Annotated in this window: 15 protein-coding genes; 8 read left to right on the plus strand and 7 right to left on the minus strand. The window is 62.3% G+C overall.

Going from position 1 to position 19,742, the window contains the following annotated elements; all coding sequences use genetic code 11:
- Position 1: 1 nt before the first annotated feature.
- The 6 genes from AC3ZVB_RS11230 to AC3ZVB_RS11255 all read left to right on the plus strand — a co-directional run bounded on the left by AC3ZVB_RS11230 (position 2) and on the right by AC3ZVB_RS11255 (position 6,368).
- Positions 2 to 919, plus strand: coding sequence for an ABC transporter permease (locus AC3ZVB_RS11230; RefSeq protein WP_162439302.1), 918 nt, complete (start codon positions 2 to 4; stop codon positions 917 to 919).
- Positions 916 to 1,704, plus strand: a complete 789-nt coding sequence (locus AC3ZVB_RS11235) for an ABC transporter permease (protein ID WP_008031524.1) — start codon at positions 916 to 918, stop codon at positions 1,702 to 1,704. Before AC3ZVB_RS11230 ends, AC3ZVB_RS11235 begins: the two co-directional genes overlap by 4 nt.
- 26 nt (positions 1,705 to 1,730) lie before the next feature.
- Positions 1,731 to 2,792, plus strand: a complete 1,062-nt coding sequence (locus AC3ZVB_RS11240) for an extracellular solute-binding protein (protein WP_490146559.1) — start codon at positions 1,731 to 1,733, stop codon at positions 2,790 to 2,792.
- Between the two features lie 205 nt (positions 2,793 to 2,997).
- A complete protein-coding gene (locus AC3ZVB_RS11245) occupies positions 2,998 to 4,194 on the plus strand; it encodes an amidohydrolase family protein (protein WP_490146560.1) in 1,197 nt (398 codons plus the stop codon).
- Entirely contained in the window at positions 4,191 to 5,693 is a 1,503-nt protein-coding gene (locus tag AC3ZVB_RS11250; RefSeq protein ID WP_490146561.1) for an amidohydrolase family protein, read from the plus strand. Before AC3ZVB_RS11245 ends, AC3ZVB_RS11250 begins: the two co-directional genes overlap by 4 nt.
- A 12-nt stretch (positions 5,694 to 5,705) precedes the next feature.
- Positions 5,706 to 6,368, plus strand: coding sequence for a flavin reductase family protein (locus tag AC3ZVB_RS11255; RefSeq protein WP_162439298.1), 663 nt, complete (start codon positions 5,706 to 5,708; stop codon positions 6,366 to 6,368).
- 282 nt (positions 6,369 to 6,650) lie between these two features.
- Here AC3ZVB_RS11255 and AC3ZVB_RS11260 read toward each other — a convergent pair whose 3' ends face one another.
- The 5 genes from AC3ZVB_RS11260 to AC3ZVB_RS11280 all read right to left on the minus strand — a co-directional run bounded on the left by AC3ZVB_RS11260 (position 6,651) and on the right by AC3ZVB_RS11280 (position 14,367).
- On the minus strand, positions 6,651 to 9,749 hold the full coding sequence (locus tag AC3ZVB_RS11260; protein ID WP_490146562.1) for an error-prone DNA polymerase: 3,099 nt from the start codon (positions 9,747 to 9,749) through the stop codon (positions 6,651 to 6,653).
- Positions 9,725 to 11,140 (minus strand): Y-family DNA polymerase, encoded by a 1,416-nt coding sequence (locus AC3ZVB_RS11265; RefSeq protein WP_490146563.1) that lies wholly within the window; start codon positions 11,138 to 11,140, stop codon positions 9,725 to 9,727. Before AC3ZVB_RS11265 ends, AC3ZVB_RS11260 begins: the two co-directional genes overlap by 25 nt.
- 7 nt (positions 11,141 to 11,147) lie before the next feature.
- Positions 11,148 to 11,765, minus strand: coding sequence for a translesion DNA synthesis-associated protein ImuA (gene imuA, locus AC3ZVB_RS11270; protein WP_490146564.1), 618 nt, complete (start codon positions 11,763 to 11,765; stop codon positions 11,148 to 11,150).
- Complete coding sequence (gene lexA, locus AC3ZVB_RS11275; RefSeq protein WP_490146565.1) at positions 11,765 to 12,382, minus strand: transcriptional repressor LexA; 618 nt, start codon at positions 12,380 to 12,382, stop codon at positions 11,765 to 11,767. The genes imuA and lexA overlap by 1 nt, the downstream gene beginning before the upstream one ends.
- Positions 12,383 to 13,431: 1,049 nt before the next feature.
- Positions 13,432 to 14,367, minus strand: coding sequence for a LysR family transcriptional regulator (locus AC3ZVB_RS11280; RefSeq protein WP_490146566.1), 936 nt, complete (start codon positions 14,365 to 14,367; stop codon positions 13,432 to 13,434).
- Positions 14,368 to 14,470: 103 nt separating this feature from the next.
- Between AC3ZVB_RS11280 and AC3ZVB_RS11285 the strand changes: the two genes are divergently transcribed.
- Positions 14,471 to 16,213: an amidohydrolase gene (locus AC3ZVB_RS11285; protein WP_490146567.1), complete on the plus strand. Its 1,743-nt coding sequence runs from the start codon at positions 14,471 to 14,473 to the stop codon at positions 16,211 to 16,213.
- 108 nt (positions 16,214 to 16,321) lie between these two features.
- On the plus strand, positions 16,322 to 17,059 hold the full coding sequence (locus tag AC3ZVB_RS11290; RefSeq protein ID WP_162440922.1) for a TorF family putative porin: 738 nt from the start codon (positions 16,322 to 16,324) through the stop codon (positions 17,057 to 17,059).
- 463 nt (positions 17,060 to 17,522) lie between these two features.
- Here the strand turns inward: AC3ZVB_RS11290 and AC3ZVB_RS11295 are convergent, their stop codons facing one another.
- Both AC3ZVB_RS11295 and AC3ZVB_RS11300 read right to left on the minus strand, forming a co-directional pair.
- A complete protein-coding gene (locus AC3ZVB_RS11295) occupies positions 17,523 to 18,491 on the minus strand; it encodes a Gfo/Idh/MocA family protein (RefSeq protein ID WP_490146568.1) in 969 nt (322 codons plus the stop codon).
- A 14-nt stretch (positions 18,492 to 18,505) separates the two neighbouring features.
- Positions 18,506 to 19,393, minus strand: coding sequence for a Dyp-type peroxidase (locus AC3ZVB_RS11300; protein WP_490146569.1), 888 nt, complete (start codon positions 19,391 to 19,393; stop codon positions 18,506 to 18,508).
- Positions 19,394 to 19,742: the final 349 nt, after the last annotated feature.

A 19,742-nucleotide genomic window follows, 5' to 3' on the forward strand; every position in this document is an offset into this window, starting at 1 on the left:
GATGAGCGTCAGCAGCACTTCCCCCGCCCTCAACCGTGCGCTGTTGCTCAGCCCGGTGGTTCTGACCCTGCTGGCCCTGATCGCCATCCCGCTGGGGATCATGGGCTATATCAGCCTGCTACCTCGCAACGTCTATGGCGGTGTCGACTGGCAGGCCAACTGGCAATTGCAAAGCTATGTGCAGCTGTTTTACCAGGAAGGTTTCGACGGTGAACTCGAGCTCAACTGGGTCTACGCCCAGGCATTGTTACGCTCGGTTTTCCAGGCCGGCGGCACCACGGTGTTGTGTTTCCTGTTCGGCTTTCCGGTGGCGTTGTGGATGTCGAGCCTCACCCCCCGCCGACGTAACCTCATGGTCTTGCTCATCACCATTCCGTTCTGGACCAACCTGCTGATCCGCAACTACGCCTGGCTGATCATCTTGCGCGAGCACGGCTGGGTGGCGCAAAGCCTCAACGCGCTGTTCCCCCAGGCCGGTGGCATCACCCTGCTTTACAACGACTTCGCGGTCAGCGTCGGGCTGGTCTACAGCTTCCTGCCGTTCATGATTTTACCGATCTACTCGACCCTGGAAAAACTCGACTGGCGGCTTGTCGAAGCCGCCTACGACCTGGGTGCCAATCGCTGGCATGCGCTGAAGCGGATCATCCTGCCGCTGTCGATGCCGGGGGTGATTGCCGGTGCGCTGCTGGTGTTTGTGCCGAGCCTCGGCGCGTTCATCACCCCGGCGATTCTCGGCGGCGGCAAGACGCTGATGATCGGCAACCTGATCCAGCAGCAGTTCGGCACGGCGCGCAACTGGCCGCTGGGCAGCTCGCTGTCATTCCTGCTGCTGGGGATTCTGTTGCTGTCGCTGGTGCTGTACGCCCTCTATAGCCGCAGCGCCGCCAAAACTCTTCGTCGGGGAGCCACCGCATGATCGCCCTGCACCTGAAAAAACTGCCGCTCACCCGCGAAGTCAGCCTGCTGATCCTGGCCTATCTGTACGTGCCGATCTTCGTGCTGATCGCCTACAGCTTCAACGCCAACCGTTCGGCGACGGTGTGGACCGAGTTTTCCTTCGCCTGGTACGGGCGGATCCTGGCCAACCCGTCGATACAGACCGCCGCACTGAACTCGATCATCGTTGCCAGCATCGCCACGGTCTGCGCCACGGCGATTGCCTTGCTCGCAGCGCTGGCGACCTACCGGCCTTTTTATGGACAGAAGATGGTCGAGGGCGGGATCAACCTGCCGCTGATCCTGCCGGAGATCGTCACCGCCGTCGCCACCCTGCTGCTGTTCATGGCACTGGGGATCAAGCTCGGTTTGCTCACGGTGATCGTGGCGCACGTCGGCTTCTGCATTCCCTTCGCCTACCTGCCCATCCGTGCCCGGCTCAATGATCTGGACAAGAGCCTGCTGGAGGCGGCGAACGACTTGTACGCCAATCCGTGGCAGGTGTTCCGTCGAGTCACGTTGCCGTTGCTGTGGCCTGCGGTGTTGTCCGGTTCGGTGCTGGCGTTCGTGGTCAGCCTCGACGATTTCATCATGACGTTCTTCGTTGCCGGCCCTGGTTCCACGACCTTGCCGGTGTACATCTTCTCGGCCATCAAGGCCGGCGTGACGCCGGAGATCAACGCGATCTCGACCCTGATGCTGGTGATCTCCATCGTGCTGGTGGTGCTGGCCTTCTGGCTGGGACAGCGCGGCAAAAACCAATGAGTCCTTTTCCCTCTGGAGCGTTCTCGATGAAAAATAAAAGCATGCGTTGCGGCGTCGCCGGCCTGGCCCTCAGTTGCTTCACCGCACTCACTGCGTTCGGCGCACAGGCCGCCGAGCCCAAAGAATTGTTCTTCTACAACTGGACCGATTACTACCCGGTCGAGCTGCTGACCAAGTTCGAAAAAGAGACCGGCATCAAGGTCACCATGGACGGCTACGACAGCAACGAAACCCTGCTGGCCAAATTGCAGGCCGGCGGTGCGGCCTATGACGTGATCGTGCCGTCGCAGTCGATCATGCAAACCCTGATCAAACAGGACCTGCTGCTGGAAATCGACGCGTCGGCCCTGCCCAACTTCCAGTACGTCAAACCGGCGTTCCGCGACCCCAGCTTCGACCCCGGCCGCAAGTTCTCGGCGCCGTACCTGTGGGGCACCACCGGATTCTCCTATGACAGTGCGCGGGTGCCTGGCGGCAAGCTGGACGATTCCTGGAAGGAGTTCTTCGAGCCGCGCAAGGAACTGCAAGGCCAACTGGCGGCGCTCGACACCTCCAGCAGTGTGATCAACGCTGCCAGTCATTACCTGGATGTCGACGAATGCAGCGAAAACCCGCAGGACGCCAAGCGGATTCTGGAGCTGCTGCAAAAACAGAAGCCGTTCCTGAAGATGTACAGCTCGGACAACACCGTCGACCGCATGGCCTCCGGTGAAGTGATCATGATGCAGAACTGGAACGGTTCGACGGCGCGGGCGACCTTGCAAAAGAACACCATCAAGTACGTTTATCCGCGTGAAGGTGTGGCGATGTTCCAGGACAACTTCGCCGTACCCAAAAGCGCGCCGCACCCTGGCAACGCGAAGGTGTTCATCGACTGGATGATGAAACCGGAAAACGCTGCCGCCGTGTCCAACGCCATTGCCTACGCCAACGGCATCCAGAGCGACAAGCTGCTCGACGCCAAATGGAAGGTCATGGACGCCATCAACATGCCCGACGAATTCGCCTCGCGTCTGCGGCCTGAAAAGGAATGCAGCAACAAGGCGCGGGAACTGCAGGACCGGATCTGGGCGAAGCTTAAAGGCTGATCGTTTGACTTGAAACCAGGTCGCGGCCATCGCTAGCAGGCTAGCTCCCACAGGATTCGGGGTTGCCCCGGATTCTGTGACCCACACAAAACTACTGTGGGGGTTGCCTCAGATTCTGGCCCCACACAAAACCACTGTGGGAGCTAGCCTGCTAGCGATGAGGCCAGCCGGAACACCGCTGATTTAAAGAATGAATGAGGTTTATATGTCCAAACCCCGCTGGCTACGCAACGTGCGCCCCTACGGCGCCACCGCCGAAGACCTGCTGATCGAAAACGGCCGGTTCACCCAACGTCGCCCCGCCTCGACCACCGAGCTGCTGGCCACCGACATCGATGGCCAACACCAGCTCCTCACCCCGGCCCTGGTGGAAAGCCACGTGCACCTCGACAAAACCCTCTGGGGCCAACCCTGGCGCCCCAATAGCGCAGGTCCCACGCTCAAGGACTACATCGCCAACGAGCGCCGCATCCTGCGTGAAGTCGAAACCCCCATCGCCCAACGCGCCGGCGCGCTGCTGGAAAACTGCATCGCCCGTGGCTCGCTGACCCTGCGCTGTCACGTCGACATCGACCCGGAATTCGGCCTGCGCCACGTCGAAGCCATGCAGCAATTGCGTGAAAAATACCGTGACCTGATCGACCTGCAACTGGTGGTGTTCCCGCAAACCGGTCTGATCAGCCGTCCCGGCACCGCCGAACTGATGCGCGAAGCCATGGCCCTTGGCGTGGAGAATGTCGGCGGACTGGATCCGTGCGGGATCGACAACGACCCGATCGCACAGCTCGATTTCGTCTTCAAACTGGCCAGCGAATTCGAGCGTGGCGTGGACATTCACCTGCACGACAAAGGTGAGTTGGGCCTGTGGCAAATTTCGCTGATTGCCGACTACACCGAACGCTTTGGGCTTCAGGGTCGGGTGATGATCAGCCACGCCTACTGCCTCGGCATGCTGCCGTGGAGCCAGGTCAAACCCGTCGCCGAACGTCTGGCCGCCTTGGGTATTTCGTTGATGAGCTCGGCACCGGCCGATTGCGCGGTGCCGCCGTTCCTCGCGTTGCGTGAAGCGGGGGTGAATGTGTGCCTGGGTTCGGACGGGATTCGCGATGCCTGGTCGCCCATGGGCAACGGCGACATGCTGGAACGGGCGATGCTGCTGGCATTTCGTTTCGATTTGAACAAGGACGATGAACTGGCGGCGGCGTTCGAGGCGGCGACGGTGAATGGCGCTCGGGCACTGGGGTGTGAAGGTTATGGTCTGGAGATCGGCCAGCCAGCGGACTTTCTGCTGATGCCGGTGCCGACCCTCGGTGAAGCGGTGGTTTCGCGGCCGCTGCGGCAGGTCTATCGCGCGGGTGTTTTGATCGCCGCCGATGGACGCTTGCTGGAAAGCCGCCTGTGAAACCCGGAGCGGTCAAAACAGTCGGCCTTAAAGCCAGCTGCGTGGTCGGTTTCGACGGCACGCAGCACGTGCTGTGGCGCGATGGCGAGGTGGTCTTCGAAGGTTCGCGCATCCTGTTTGTCGGGCGCGGCTATGGCGGGCCGGTGGATCAGTGGATCGACTACGGCAATGCCCTGATCGGCCCCGGCTTTATCGATCTGGATGCGCTGGGTGATCTCGATTCCACCGTGCTGACCCTGGACAACGGCGACGAGCGTGACATGGGCCGGATGTGGTCTTCGGACTATCTGGCCAGCGGTCCGCGCGAGAGTTACAGCCCGCAGGAAGAGGTCTTCAAGTACCGCTACGCCTTCACTCAGTTGATCCGCAACGGCATCACCACCGCCATGCCGATCACCTCGATGTACTACCGCGAGTGGGCGGAAACCTACGACGAGTTTTCTGCCGTGGCCGGTGTGGCGACCGAGTTGGGCCTGCGCACCTACCTCGGTCCCTGCTACATGAGCGGCATGAGTTACTGGCAGGCCGACGGCACGTTGGCGCACCACTGGGATGAAGCCCGTGGCATGGCCGGGCTCGATGCCGCTGAACGTTTCTTTCGGGATTTCGACGGTGCGAACAACGGCCTGATTCGCGGTGCGTTGCTGCCCGACCGCATCCAGACCTGCACCCCGGCGCTGCTGCAACGCACGGCCGCGCTGAGCCGCGAACTCAACGCGCCGATGCGGCTGCACTGCTGTCAAGGGCTCGGTGAGGTGGCGATGGTCGAGCAGCTTCGTGGTGTTTCACCCCTGGGCTGGTTGCAGCAGCTTGGGCTTTTGACCCAGCGCAGCCTGCTGCCCCACGGCATCTACACCCGTGGCGATGATGACCTGCAACGGGTGGTGGACGGCGGTGCGAGCCTGGTGCACTGCCCGGTGGTGTTTGCCCGGGATGGTGAGGCGCTGAATTCGTTTGGTCGCTACCGGGCAAAAGGCATCAACTTCGCCTTGGGCACCGATACCTGGCCGGCGGACTTGCTGGACAACATGCGCCAGGGCTTGAACATCGCCCGTTTGATGGAAGGCGATGGTGCTTTGACCTGTGCACTGGACTTTTACAACGCTGCCACCCTCGGCGGCGCCAAAGCCTTGGGTCGTGATGACCTCGGCCGGCTGGCACCGGGGTGCAAGGCCGACATTACTGTGTTCAGCCTGCGCGGTCTGCACCTGGGGCCGCTGTTTGATCCCTTGAAAAACCTGGTGCTGGCCGGGCGCGGTGACGACTGTATCGCCAGCTACATCGATGGCCGCTGCGTGATGCAGGACGGTCAGGTCCAGGGCGTCGACTACCCCGCCCTGCAACGCCAGGCCCAACAACAATTCGAAAAACTGATGCGCAGTCACAGCGACCGGGCCTTTGGCCAACCGGACTGGAAAGGTCTTTTCCAACCGGCCATCCCGTTCGCCGACGACTACAGCGCACACGCGCCATTGAGCGCGATTGATCCTCTCCTTTAGAGTTTTCTGCCTATGCAAAGCTTCGACTTCAGCACATTGAGTGCCCGTGACAAATACAAAATCCTGATCGGCAGTGTGGTGCCACGGCCGATTGCACTGGTGACCACCATCGACGGCGAAGGCCGCATCAACGCCGCGCCGTTCAGCTTCTTCAATGCGCTGTCCGCCGATCCGCCGATCCTTGCGCTGGGCGTGGAAAACTACGGCGACCAAAGCCCCAAGGACACCACGCGCAACATTCAGCTCAACCAGGAATTCACCGTCAACATCGTCAGCGATGCGCTGGTGGAAGCCATGAACGTCTGCGCCGTGCCCTTCGCGCCGGGCTTCGACGAACTGACCGCTGCCGGCCTCACGGCCATCCCCGGCACCACGGTCAAATGCCCACGCATCGGCGAAGCACCGGTAGCGCTTGAATGCCGACGGATGATGGCGCTGTCCATCGGGCAATCCCGGGAGATCATCTTTGGCGAAGTGCTGATGGCCCATGTGCGCGACGAACTGATCGACCCCAAAACCCTGTACATCGATCAACTGGGGCTGGATGCCATTGGCCGGATGGGCGGCCATGGTTATGCGCGCACCCGTGATTATTTCGACCTGCCGACACGCTCGTTGCAGGCATGGACAGATGCACCGGGCGGTGGCGAACGTTTTTGGCCTGACACCAAGTAACCAGCCTTCACACATAACCTGTGGGAGCGGGCTTGCTCGCGATGGTGGTGTGTCAGTCGAAGGTGATGTTGGATGTGCCGGCCTCATCGCGAGCAGGCTCACTCCTACAGTGAACTGTAGCGGGCACAAAATCTGCGAACGACCACCCATCCCTGTGAGCCTGCTCGCGATGGCAGTGTGTCAGGCGAAGGTGATGTTGGATGTGCCGGCCTCATCGCGAGCAGGTTCCCACAGGTTTTCCATTTCCAATAGCAGGCAATGCAGGCATTCCTTCGCAACAGTTCAGCGGAAATCCCGGCTCCGCACGCTGATGCCGTCCAGCAGTTCACTCAGGTCACTCATGCGTCCGGCGATCAAATGCCGGACCTCGCCTTCCTTCTCCCAGCGCCCATCGACCTTGAGCAACTGCGAGCCCACCAGTACTTGCCGTTGCCGCTCGGCCAGGTCGCGCCAGACGATCACGTTGACGTTGCCGAACTCGTCTTCCAGGGTGACGAAGGTCACGCCACTGGCCGTGCCCGGACGTTGTCGGCCGGTCACCAGTCCGGCCACGCTTACCGGTCGCCCATGCTCGACCTCAAGCAGTTCCTTCGAACTGCGGCAGCGCCGGGCCTTCAGCTCAGTGCGCAACAACGCCAGCGGATGTGGCCCGAGGGTAGTGCCGACGCTGTTGTAATCGGCCAGCAGGTCTTCGCCGACCGTGGGTTTGGGCAACGCCACCGCGCCCTCCTCCTGCCGCGGCAGGCCAGCGAAGAGGCCGAGCTGTTTTTCCACCCCCGCCACTTCCCAGCGTGCCCGATGCCGATCACCGGCCAGCCCGCGCAGAGCACCGGAGTCGGCCAGTTGTTCCTGGGCGCGAGCGTCCAGTCGTGCCCGTTCGCCGAGGTCGGCGATGTCGACAAATCCCCCCCGTGCCCGTGCCACCTCGATGCGCCGGGCATCGTCCTCGCGAAAGCCCTTGATCATGCGCATCCCCATGCGAATGGCCGGCTGCGCCCCCATGATCGGTTCGAGGCTGCAATCCCAGTCGCTGGCCCGTACGTCCACCGGGCGAATCTGCAAGTGATGACGCCGCGCGTCCTGCAGAATCTGGTCCGGGCTGTAGAAACCCATGGGCCAACTGTTGATCAGCGCACAGGCGAATGCCGCGGGTTCATGGCATTTCAACCAGCAACTGGCGTAGGTCAGCAAGGCAAAACTGGCAGCGTGGGACTCGGGAAACCCATAGCTGCCAAAGCCTTTGATCTGCTCGAAAATCTGCGCGGCGAACTCCGCCGTGTAGCCGTTTTTCTTCATTCCGGCCGCCAGTCGTTCCTTGTGCGGCTCGAGTCCGCCGTGACGCTTCCAGGCCGCCATGGAACGACGCAACTGATCCGCCTCGCCGGGGCTATAGTCAGCGGCGACGATGGCGATCTGCATCACCTGTTCCTGAAACAGCGGCACACCCAGCGTGCGCTTCAACACATCGCGTAGCTGTTCGGAAGGATAGCTTTCGAGCTCTTCCTTGTTTCGACGCCGCAGATACGGATGCACCATGCCGCCCTGAATCGGTCCGGGGCGGACGATGGCCACCTCGATCACCAGGTCATAAAACGTGCGAGGCTTGAGCCTGGGCAGCATCGACATCTGCGCCCGGGATTCAATCTGGAACACGCCGACAGTATCGGCACGGCCAATCATGTCGTAGGTCTGTGGGTCCTCGGAAGGGATCGATGCCAGGCTCAAGTCGAGATGACGATGGCGTCGCAGCAAATCGAAGCAACGACGAATCGCGCTGAGCATGCCCAACGCCAGAATATCCACCTTGAGCAGCCCGACCGCGTCGAGATCGTCTTTGTCCCACTGGATGATCGTGCGCTCGGCCATGGCGGCATTTTCCACCGGCACCAGACTGTCCAGTGGTTGCTCGGAAATGACGAAACCGCCGGGGTGCTGGGACAGGTGACGGGGGAAACCGATCAGCTGTTGCGTCAGACTCAACACCCGGCGCAGCACCGGGCTGTCGGGGTCGAAGCCGCCTTCGCGCAGGCGCTCAAGTGGCGGCGCCTGATCACTCCAGTGACCACAGCAGTCGGCCAGCGCATTGACCTGATCCGGCGGCAGGCCCAGCGCCTTGGCCACATCGCGCACCGCGCCGGCGCCGTGATAGCTGCTGACGACCGCCGTCAGCGCCGCACGATTGCGACCATAGCGCTGGAACACGTACTGGAGGACTTCCTCGCGGCGCTCATGCTCGAAATCCACGTCGATGTCTGGCGGCTCATTACGTTCCTTGGAGAGGAAGCGCTCGAACAGCATGTTCATCCGCTCAGGGTCGATTTCTGTGATGCCCAAGGCGAAACACACCGCCGAGTTGGCCGCCGAGCCTCGGCCCTGACAGAGAATTTTCTGCCCACGGGCGAAGGCCACGATGTCCTGAACGGTGAGAAAATAGCTTTCATAACCGAGCTCGGCGATCAGTCCCAGCTCCTTGTCGATCAACCCGCGCACCTTCGGGCTGGCCCCTTCCGGCCAGCGCTCGCGAATGCCGCGTTCGGTCAGCTCACTCAGCCAGGACGTTGCGCTGTGACCTTGCGGCACCAACTCCCGGGGATACTGATAACGCAACTGTCCAAGGTCGAAGGTGCAGCGCCGGGCGATGTTCAGGGTTTCGTCGAGCAGGGCCTGCGGATAGATCGACTGCAAGGCATCGAGGCTGCGCAAATGCCGCTCGCCGTTGGGGTGCAGGCGCAGCCCGGCGTCCGCCACCGGCAGGTGATGACGGATCGCGGTCATGGTGTCCTGCAAGGCCCGGCGCCCGCGCGCGTGCATGTGCACATCGCCGCTGGCCACCGCCGCAATGCCCAGCTCCCGGGCCAGGGCCCACAGATCGTGCAGGCGCCGGCTATCGTCCTGACCGCAATGCAGCTGCACCGCCAGCCACAGGCGTTCAGCGAAGACCTGCTTCAGCCAGTGGCCCTCTTCCAGGGCATCGACCGCGTCCGGCACCCACAACGCCAGCAATCCCGGCAACGGCTCGCTGAAATCTTCCCGCAGCAGCTGATACTGGCCTTTTTGCGTGCGACGCCGGGCTCGGGTGATCAGTCGGCACAAGGTCTGGTAGCCCTCGAGGTTCTCCACCAGCAACACCAGTTTCGGCCCCTTCTCGATGCGGATTTCGCTGCCGATGATCAGCGGCAGCTCAACGGATTTGGCCGCCTGCCAGGCGCGGACGATCCCGGCCAGGGTGCACTCATCGGTGATCGCCAGCGCCTGATAGCCGTGTTTTTTCGCCCGTTGAAACAGCTCCAGGGCACTGGAGGCACCGCGCTGGAAACTGAAGTTCGACAGGCAGTGCAGTTCGGCATACCCGATGCTCATGAGAACCAGCCCTGCAGCCACAACGGGCCGCCCTCGCCCACCGCACGGTAGGCCCACCCCTGTTGGCCGGCACGGGTTTCGATCAGGTAGTAATCCCGGCGCACGTCGTCGCCGTCCCACCATCCGGACTCGATGCGTTCCGGCCCCATGAGGATGCGGGTCGAGCCTTCGTGGATCGCCAGCGGTTCGCTGAGCAACCAGCCCGGCCGTTGCACGCTGCCAAAGCCTGCGCAAGGCTGGCTGTCGGCACTGGCCTGCCACGCGCACTCGGGGCGGTGATCGGCCTGGAAACGCAAGCCATGCACCGCGTCATCCCCCAGCCGTGCGCGCAGCCGTTCACGCAGTTGCTCCCAGGGCAAGGATTGCTGCGGACGATCGTCGAACAGTTCCTGAAACTGCGGCACAAAGGCCGGCAAGTCTTCGGCACACAGGCGAAAACCGCGCACTGGGGCTTCGACCTGAACCTGCTCCAGCCGCCCCCGGGCCAGTTCGAACAGCATCGCCGGATCGCGTTCGGCGCTGAGCAGGCCGACCTTGATCACGCTGTCCGGCAACCCTGCGTGTTCCAGGTGCAGGTCGAAACGCTGCACGCCGCTGTCACGACCGCAGAGAAACGCCGACAGGTCGCCGGTCAAGCGCCGCAGCGGAAACAGCAAGGCCTGATGGGATTGCACATCGAAGTTGAGCTCGATGCGCACATCGAAACGGTCCGGCGGCAGGTAGTACACCAGCGCCAGCCGTCGCAACCCGAGCAGCGCGTCCAGGTGCTTGAGCACTTGCGCTTCGAAACGCCGGGCCAGGCTGTGCCGGGGCAGCGCCTGCACCTGACTCAGGGTGCGCAGCCCCATGCGCGACAGCGCCGTGGCGACATCGGCTTCCAGCCCGACCCGGTCGACCGGCATTTGCCCGAGGCGATCCTGCAAGGCTTGATCGTCGGGCACCACCAGACCGTCATAGGCGTTGGCCAGCACCCGCGCCGCCACCGGGTTGGGCGCGGCGACAATGCGGTGGCGAAAGCCCAGCTCGCCGAGTTCGTTGCGCAAGCGCGCCTCGAATTGCGGCCAGGCACCAAACAGTCCCAGGCTGGACTCGATCTCAAACACCAGCGCACGCGGGTAATGCACGCTGACCTGGGAGCTGAACCGGTAGGCCCAGGCCGCCAGAAATTGCTGCCAGTGTTCGATGTCGGCGACGTCGTACTCGGCCGTGACAAAGCCTTTGCTCAACGCCTGAGCAGCGCTCATGGACTGGCCGGGGCGTAAACCCAGCGCCCGCGCCGGACCGTTGACCGCCTGCAACACCCGGCGCTGGGCCGGACCGGTCAGCAGCGCCAGCGGCTCCTCGGGATTGGCGCGCTGACGCAGGACCGCGTCCAGCGCCAATTGCGGGAAAAGAATGCACACCCAGCGCATGGCAACCTCAATGCCCCACGGGAAAAGCAATCGGTGCCGAACGGGCCAGGCCGCCCCGGCACTTGAGCACGCGCAATTGCGCGGGCCTGGCATCGATGGCAATGCGCAGGGCCGCGGGCGACGGGTTGATGGCTTCACTGATGGAGCGATAGGCGAACGCCAGGGTCGAGCCGGTTTCTGCCGCCACCTGCAAGCGGCGCAAGGCGCGGTCGTCGGCCTTGTGCGGCCAGCACAGCACCGCGCCGCAACTGCCCGAGCGCAGGCATTGTTCCGCCGCCCACAGCGCATCGCGCTCGCTGGCCTGGATGATCGACAACTGGCGCAGATCGACCCCGGCGTTCTGCCAGGCCTGGGGGTACGGCACGTGAGGCGGTGCCACCAGCACGATGCGCTCGCCCGCCGCCGACAGCCTGGCCAGCGCCGGCCACACCAGTTGCAACTCGCCGACGCCCTGCCCGGCCAACAGAATTTCGGTCAATGCCGCTTCCGGCCAGCCACCGGTGGGCAATGCCGCATCCAGCGTGGCATGCCCGGTGGGTTGCGGGCTGACGGCCGGGGGCGCAGGCCGACCCTTCCAGACCTGGCCGCCATTGAACAGCGTATCCAACGCAACGACGGCACCCATCAGCCTTGCCTCACCAGACCGCAGAACACGCCTTCGATGGCCAGGTCCTGGTCGTCTTCGACGATGATCGGTTGATAGGCCGGGTTGCGTGGCAACAGGCGAACCGTGTCGCCGACCCGCTCGAAACGCTTGATCGTGACTTCGCCGTCAAGTCGCGCCACGACGATCTGGCCATTGACCGCTTCGGGGCTGCGGTGCACGCCCACCAGATCACCGTCGAGAATGCCGTCCCCGATCATCGAGTCACCGCGAACCCGCAGCATGTAGTCCGGCACCCGGGAGAAGATCGACGGATCGAGCAGCAGGCGACTATGCACCTCGGCATCGGCGCCAATCGGCGCACCGGCCGCAACCCGGCCAAGGACCGGAATGTCCAGCAGCTCGGGGCGCGGTGCTTGCCCGAGCAAGCGAATGCCTCGGGCCTGATGCGGGTTGACCTCGATAAAACCGGCATCGGTCAGCGCCAGCACATGCTTGCGCGCCACGCTGCGGGAGGCAAAACCAAACGCCTCGCTGATTTCAGCGAGGCTCGGGGACTGACCTTTCTCAGCGATGCGTTCGCGGATAAAAGTCAGGATGGCGGTACGGCGGGGAGTGAGAGTCGTCATGGAGTACATTTGTACTCTTTCGGTTTTTTTCTGGCAAGGACTTATAGGAAATGTCCGATGAAACGTTGGAGGGAGGAACGCCCCAACGTCAGGTCGGCTGTCAGGCCGCCTCGCTTTGTTTTTGATCTGCTTTTGATCTTCTTGCCCCCTCGGCAGGCCGAGCGCACGGCCATGGATGGCCGATCGCGGCGGGCCCACGAAGCAGGACCGGAGTGAGGGTATGCCGAGCCCAGGCGAGGCACCGGACGAAAGGGGCAAGAGCGTTTGGTTACTTGGCGCTCCTCCAAGTGACTCGCCGTAAGGGCGAAACCAATAGCCGCCGTGACCGCAGGAATGGATATGTACACCAGCAAGAATCTCACCGCCGATCAGACCGCTATCGCGAGCAGGCTCACTCCTACAGTTTGATCCGGGTGGATCAATGAGATATGGGTTGGCTGTCAGACCGTCATCGCTGGCAAGCCAGCTCCCACAGTTGATAGGGGAACACCCGCCAGAAATGCGCGACTGTCAGGCCGCCATCGCGAGCAAGCCCGGCTCCCACAGGAGAACGCGCACGCTCCGAAAGTCAGGTCGGCTGTCAGGCCGCCTCGCTTTGTTTTTGATCTTCTTGCCCCATCGGCAGGCCGAGCGCAGGTTCTGCGCAGTGGGTAACCCGGCATGGATGCCGGGTTAGCCGCGCACGGCCATGGATGGCCGATCGCGGCGGGCCCACGAAGCAGGACCGGAGTGAGGGAATGCCGAGCCCTGGCGAGGCACCGGACGAAAGGGGCAAGAGCGTTTGGTTACTTGGCGCTCCTCCAAGTGACTCGCCGTAAGGGCGAAACCAATAGCCGCCGTGACCGCAGGAATGGATATGTACACCAGCAAGAATCTCACCGCCGATCAGACCGCTATCGCGAGCAGGCTCACTCCTACAGTTTGATCCGGGAACATCTGGAAGAAACCTGTCGGCTATCAGGCAGTCATCGCGAGCAGGCTCACTCCTACAGTTAATCCGGGTGGATCTGGGCGATATGAGTTGGCTATCAGGCCGTCATCGCGAGCAAGCTCAGCTCCTACAGGGGGTGAGCGTTGTCATCCAGACCACGGGACGCCAGAAACCCGGTGATGTAGTCGATGAACGCCAGCACTTTGGCCGTGGCCCGGCGGTGACTCGGGTACACCGCCAGAATGTGCGGGCCAAAGCTGTCAGGGTCGATGGCGTAGTCGGCCATCAGGCGCACCAGGCGTCCATCGGCCAGATACGGCGCGGCGCTCCACAGTGGCGTGTGCAGCAGACCACGCCCGGCCAGGGCATTGGCCAGCAGCAAGTCATAATTGTCACTGCGCAAGCGCGGTGCCTGGGGCTGCGGCAGGCTCAGGCGCTGGCCGTCGCGCTCGGCCCACCAGAATTCACGGCTGAGCAAAGGGTGGCTGTACAGCAGCCAATCGTGGTCATCGAGGGTGTGCGGGGTGACCGGCACACCCTTGCGCGCCAGGTATTGCGGGCTGGCGCACAGCGCCAGGCGATTGCTGCCGACCACGCGCGCGATCAGGCCCGGCAAGTTGTCATGACCTTCGCGCAAGGCCAGGTCGTAACCGCTCTCCAGCAAATTGACGAACTCGTCACACAAGTCCACTTGCAGGTTGATTTGCGGGTATTGCTCAAGAAAACCACCACACACCTGATCGAGAAACGCCTGCCCATACGCCAGCGGCGCGGTGACTTTCAGGCTGCCGCGCAGGCCATGCTGTAACTGCTCGATTTCTTCGCCGGCCTCGTCCAGACGCTGCAAGACCTGGCGCGCGGTGTCCAGGTAAAGCCGGCCCGATTCCGTCAGCGAAATCCGCCGGGTGCTGCGTTCGAACAGACGGGCCCCGAGTTCGGCCTCCAGGTGGTTGACCGCCTTGGTCAAGGCCGACGGGGTCTTGCCCAGTTGCTCGGCGGCACGACTGAAACTGCCCAGTTGCGCCGTGACCACGAACATTTTCAGTGCACCCAACTTGTCCATTCTTTTTCCATTCAGGCAAAAACGTTTTTCGTGAGCGAGGCGTTCTGCCGAGCGCGGCAAGCCATTAGTCTCGCCATCAGACGCAATAACAAGGAAACATTCAATGAAAAGATTCATCCCGAATCTATTGGTAGCGGCAGTGAGTTTTGCCTCGTTGGAAGCCATGGCGGCGGCTGATCTGGTGTTGTTGAACGGCAAGATTTTCACTGCTGACCACAACCAGCCCAAGGCCCAAGCCCTGGCGGTACAAGACGGCAAAGTGCTGAAAGTCGGCAGCGATGCGCAGATCAAGGCCCTGATCGAGCCTGGCACCCAAGTCATCGACCTGGGTGGCAAGACGCTGATGCCCGGCCTGATCGACAGCCATTCCCACGCGATTTTCGGCGGACTGGAAAGGGTCCAGGCCAACATGGCGGATGAGATGGTCGAGCTCGACGAACTGGAAAAACGCCTGCGGACCTGGCGTGAAGACGGCACGGCGAAGCATGAAGATGTGCTGGTTGTAGCCGGCATGAGCTCGGGTTACTGGGCGCAATCCGAAGCGCTGGGCAAAAAATTCAACACTGGCGAATGGGCCAGCGTCCCCGTGGTGTTTGTCGGCAGCGACCACCACACGGCCTGGGCCAACGACGTGATGCTCAAGCGCGCCGGCATTGATGCCGCGCTGCTCACGTCATTGCCGGAAGCTGAACGCGACACCATTGGCAAACTTGAAGACGGCCGTCCGAGCGGCTTCCTCGTCGACGCCGGTTGGGACCGGGTGGCCTCGAAGATGCCGGCGCCGAGTGCTGCGGCCATGCTCAAAGCGGCCCAAACGGCCGTGAGTTATAACAACAGCCTCGGCATCACAGCGTGGATGGACCCCGCCGCCAACGCCGCGCCCGGGGAGCCGATATTCGCCCTCAAACCCACGGAGAAAACCGTCGGCGTGCTTCCGGTGTACAAGGCGCTGTCGGAAAGCGGTGGCATGACCGCCCACGTCGCAGCGCTGCTGGTGGCCAACGGCAAAAGCGTTCCCGCCGACCTCGATACACTGGACAAGGTCCGCCAGCAATTTCAGGGCATTCCCAACCTGACGCTGCCCGGGGTGAAGATCTTCGCCGACGGCGTGATCGAGTACCCGGCGCAAAGCGCAGCGATGATCGATCCCTACACCAACTCGCACAAACCGGGTGAGTTGCTGATCGATCCCAAGCATTTCGGTGAACTGGTCAGTGCCATCGATCAGCGCGGCTGGCTGGTGCACATTCACGCCATTGGCGACCGCGCGGTGCGTGAATCGCTCAATGGTATCGAGCAGGCGCGCAAAGACCGCCAGAGCGGTGTGACGCACTCCATCACCCACCTGCAGATGGTCAACCCGACTGAGTTTGCCCGGTTCAAACCGCTCAACGTCATCGCCTCGATGCAGTTGCTCTGGGCCAGCGCCGACGATTACACCACCGACATGATCAAGCCTTACGTCAGCGCCGAGGCGTTCCGCTACCAATACCCTGCGCACTCGCTGCTGAAACAGGGCGCGACTATCTCCGGGGCCAGCGATTGGCCGGTGTCCACGCCCAACCCGTGGAACGCCATGGCCCAGGCGATGACCCGAATCGGCCCGCTGGGGGTGCTCAACGCCGATGAGCGCATCGACCGCGAGACCATGTTCTACGCCTACACCATCAACGCCGCCCGCACCATCGGCCTGGACAAACAGATCGGCTCCCTGAGCGCTGGCAAACAGGCCGACTTCATCGTGGTGGACCGCGATGTGTTCAAGGTCGACGAAAAAGCCCTGAACGACACCCAGGTGCTGCAGACCTGGTTCGCCGGCCGCCAGGTCTACGCCCCAACCCTCTAATAAAAACCGCAACCCCTTTACTGCCCGACCTCGTGTTGTCCACACGAGGCCCGGCGCAGCCTTGCCCGACATCTGCCCAAAACAATCACAATAGCGGAACGTGCCCCCATGAAAGCTTTCACCTTGTTCGCCCTAGGTTCCTTGAGTCTGCTGCCCTTGAGCAGCCAGGCCATCCCATTGAACGATGACTTCGCCGTGGTGCTGGACGTGACCCTGGCCAGCGACTACCGCACCCGTGGCATCTCGCAGACCCAGAACGATCCGGCCCTTCAGGCGGCTGCCACCCTTAACCACAGCAGCGGCCTGTACGTGGGGGCTTGGAGCTCAAACGTCGACTTCGGCGGCGGCCTGAAAACCCGGCAGGAAGTCGATTACTACGGCGGTTGGTTCTGGGAGGCCACCGAAGACGTCAACCTCGACCTCGGTTACCTGAAATATACCTACCCGAAAGAAAGCCAGTTCAACCAGAGCGAGGTCTACGGCATTCTCAGCGTCTATGGGGTGAAGCTTGGCGCCTATTATTCCGACGATGCGCCAGGGATCGACAGCAAGCAGAACTCGCTCTACAGCTATGTCGGTTACGAGACCGAATTGCCCTATGGCGTGGGGCTGAAGCTGCGCTACGGCGACATGGATTTCAAGGATCCGCATCTGTACTCAAGCTCGGGCGAAGCCGAGGACTCGTACCGCGAATGGGAGGTCAAACTGACCCACGAACTGGCCGGGGCGATGCTGGGGTTGAGCTACATCGATACCGACCTGTCGAAGAGCCAGTGCACCAGCAACTGGGGCTTCGACGACGTGTGCGGCGCGACGGTGGTGGCGAGTGTCAGCAAATCCTTTTGATCCCATTGATCCCCTGTAGGAGTGAGCCTGCTCGCGAAGCGGTGGATCAGTCGACATTGATGTTGAATGCCAGTGCGCTATCGCGAGCAGGCTCACTCCTACAGGGAAATGCGCAGGCCTGAAGCGTCAGGTCGGCTCGAAGGCCGCCTCGTTGTTGCTGTTGATCTTGATCTTCTTGCCCCTTGGGAAGGCCGAGCCCAGGCGAGGCACCGGACGAAAGGGGCAAGAGCGGTTGGTTACTTGGCGCGCTTTTCCAAGTGACTCGCCGTAAGGGCGAAACCAATAGCGGCCATGACCGCAGAAACGGATATGTACACCAGCAACAATCTCACCGCCAATCAGACCGCAATCGCCGGCAAGCCAGCTCCCACAGTTTGATCCGGGGGTATCTGGAAGAAACCTGTCGGCTTTCAGTCCGCCATCGCGAGCAAGCCTTGCTCCCATACGAGATAGGGCCGAAGGTTCAGATTCTGCCGAGAATACGGTCCATCACCCAGTCGGTTTTCAATGCCTCCTCGGCCACCGCAGGGTGCTGCGACTCACCGCGAATATGAGCATTCATGCCCAGTACGTGATGCCACTGGATGTGCGGGTGATGGTCGATGTGCATACTCAGGTGTTCTTCGGCCTCGAGCTGCACCGGGTGTTCGTCGAACACCGAAAAACTGATCCGGCCGCGGCTGCCGATCAGCTCTACCCGGTCTTCACGACGGTCGGCGACGAAGTTCCAGCAACCCATGCCCGTCGCGCCGCTGGCAAACCGCCAACAGGCGCTGACGGCATCTTCGGCGGCATACAAACCGGCTTGCCGAGCGGTGAACCCGGCAACGTCGACGATATCGCCGAGCAGGTACTGGAACAGGTCCAGACCATGGCTGGCGAGGTCGGCGAAGTAGCCACCACCGGCGATTGCCGGATCGGTGCGCCAGTTGGCGGCGCCTTCGTTGTCCGTTGCGGACGGGGCTTTGGTCAGTGTCCAGGTGAGGTGCCGAACCTCACCGATCCGCCCCTCTTCCAGCCATTGGCGCACTTGCTGAAAACGCGGCAGGGAACGCCGATAGTAGGACACGAACAGGTGCAGTCCGGCATCAGCGAAGACCTGGTGCATCTGCTGGCTTTGCCCGGCACTCAGCGACATGGGTTTCTCGACGCAGCAATGCTTGCCGGCGGCGGCCACCTTCAGGGCGTAAGCCTGATGACTGTCGGGGGGCGTGGCGATGTACACCGCGTCGACTTCAGGGTCGTTGATCAACGCATCGGCGTCGGTGTAAATCCGTGCGATGCCATGGCGCGCGGCGTAATCACTCACCGCGTCCAGGCGCCGCCCCATCACTGCCACCAACGCCGAGCCAGGTGCCTTGTAAAAGGCCGGCCCGCTCTTGCGTTCAGTAACGTCGCCACAACCGATCATGCCCCAGCGCACCACGTTCATTGTCACTCCTGATATCAGCCGATGCGCAATGCGCGCAGGTCCAGATGTCCATCCTTGAGCGGCGGGCACCAGTAGTACCCCCCCGTGATCGGACGACTGATGCGATACAAGCCGTCGGTGATCCCGTCTTCCAGACCGCTCATGCGGCGCAGCTGGGCTTCGAAGGCGTCGAGGGAAAAGCCGAACGCCAGGAACATCAACCCGGCGCGGTCACCCTCGATCCACGGCATCGAACGACGGACCACGAACGCTTCCGGGGCGAAGCTTTCCTGTGCCGTGCGTTTGACGTGGGCCGAGATCGGCGCATCGTCGAGCTCTTCGTTGTCGCTCAGGCGACGGCCCATGATGTTGTCGGTTTCATGGGACGGCAACGCACGAAAGCCCTTCAGGTCGTGCTGCCACTGCTGGATCGCAGCAAAACTGCCACCCACCAGGCCTTCGGCACCTTCACCCAGCAATGCAGCCGCCACGGCGGCTTCATCGTGAGGGTTTTCCGTCCCGTCCTCGTAACCGGTGAGGTCGTGGCCGGTGAGGTGGCGGAAGGTTTCGTTCATCTGCACCAGGCGAAACGCCGGCGCCAGCGCCGTTTCGATGGCCTGACTGCGATTGAGCAATTCGCCCCGGTCGATACCGTGCAGCCAGCACCACAGTGCGTGCTGAGTCGACGGGTTGTCGACGCCGACGCCGGTCATTGCCGGAAACGGGCGCAAACCATCAATCTGACCGTGCAGCGCTTTCACCAGCGACTCACCAAAACCGACCACGGCCGACTTGCCGTCCACCAGTTGCATGAGTTTGTCGAGCGCTGCCGGCAGTGCATCGACGGACTCCAGCGCGAAGAACATATGACGGGCTTGAAGTGGAACGGGGGTGGCGAGAATGCCCGACTGGTAGTAACTCATATGAACTCCTTGAAAAGAGGCGCAGTTTACCCGCCGCGAAGAGGATGGTCATTGATCGGATAGATTCATTGCCCTCTGAAAACGCATTAAGCTCGATGCGAGCGCTGCAAAAATGCACATCACCTGCAAAATCACAGCATTCAAACCCTTCGGCATCCCTGTAGCAGCCGTCGAGGCACGAGGCTGTTGTGGCGAGGGGATTCATCCCCGTTCGGCTGCGCAGCAGTCGCAAAGGTTTTGGGGCCGCTGCGCGACCCAACGGGGATGAATCCCCTCGCCACAAGTTCGCAAGCGCTCACAGGGATGTGGTGTGCAATGTGCGGCACATGGCATGGGATGTGCCCTGTAT

This window comes from Pseudomonas sp. MDV22-iso1, assembly GCF_058145095.1.

Coding starts and splice junctions, on each gene's coding strand:
- AC3ZVB_RS11240 (WP_490146559.1), top strand. CDS start 1,731: ATGAAAAATAAAAGCATGCGTTGCGGCGTCGCCGGCCTGGCCCTCAGT.
- imuA (WP_490146564.1), bottom strand. CDS start 11,765: ATGGGTGCCGTCGTTGCGTTGGATACGCTGTTCAATGGCGGCCAGGTC.
- AC3ZVB_RS11235 (WP_008031524.1), top strand. CDS start 916: ATGATCGCCCTGCACCTGAAAAAACTGCCGCTCACCCGCGAAGTCAGC.
- AC3ZVB_RS11300 (WP_490146569.1), bottom strand. CDS start 19,393: ATGAGTTACTACCAGTCGGGCATTCTCGCCACCCCCGTTCCACTTCAA.
- AC3ZVB_RS11255 (WP_162439298.1), top strand. CDS start 5,706: ATGCAAAGCTTCGACTTCAGCACATTGAGTGCCCGTGACAAATACAAA.
- AC3ZVB_RS11245 (WP_490146560.1), top strand. CDS start 2,998: ATGTCCAAACCCCGCTGGCTACGCAACGTGCGCCCCTACGGCGCCACC.
- AC3ZVB_RS11280 (WP_490146566.1), bottom strand. CDS start 14,367: ATGGACAAGTTGGGTGCACTGAAAATGTTCGTGGTCACGGCGCAACTG.
- AC3ZVB_RS11285 (WP_490146567.1), top strand. CDS start 14,471: ATGAAAAGATTCATCCCGAATCTATTGGTAGCGGCAGTGAGTTTTGCC.
- AC3ZVB_RS11290 (WP_162440922.1), top strand. CDS start 16,322: ATGAAAGCTTTCACCTTGTTCGCCCTAGGTTCCTTGAGTCTGCTGCCC.
- AC3ZVB_RS11265 (WP_490146563.1), bottom strand. CDS start 11,140: ATGCGCTGGGTGTGCATTCTTTTCCCGCAATTGGCGCTGGACGCGGTC.
- lexA (WP_490146565.1), bottom strand. CDS start 12,382: ATGTACTCCATGACGACTCTCACTCCCCGCCGTACCGCCATCCTGACT.
- AC3ZVB_RS11295 (WP_490146568.1), bottom strand. CDS start 18,491: ATGAACGTGGTGCGCTGGGGCATGATCGGTTGTGGCGACGTTACTGAA.
- AC3ZVB_RS11230 (WP_162439302.1), top strand. CDS start 2: ATGAGCGTCAGCAGCACTTCCCCCGCCCTCAACCGTGCGCTGTTGCTC.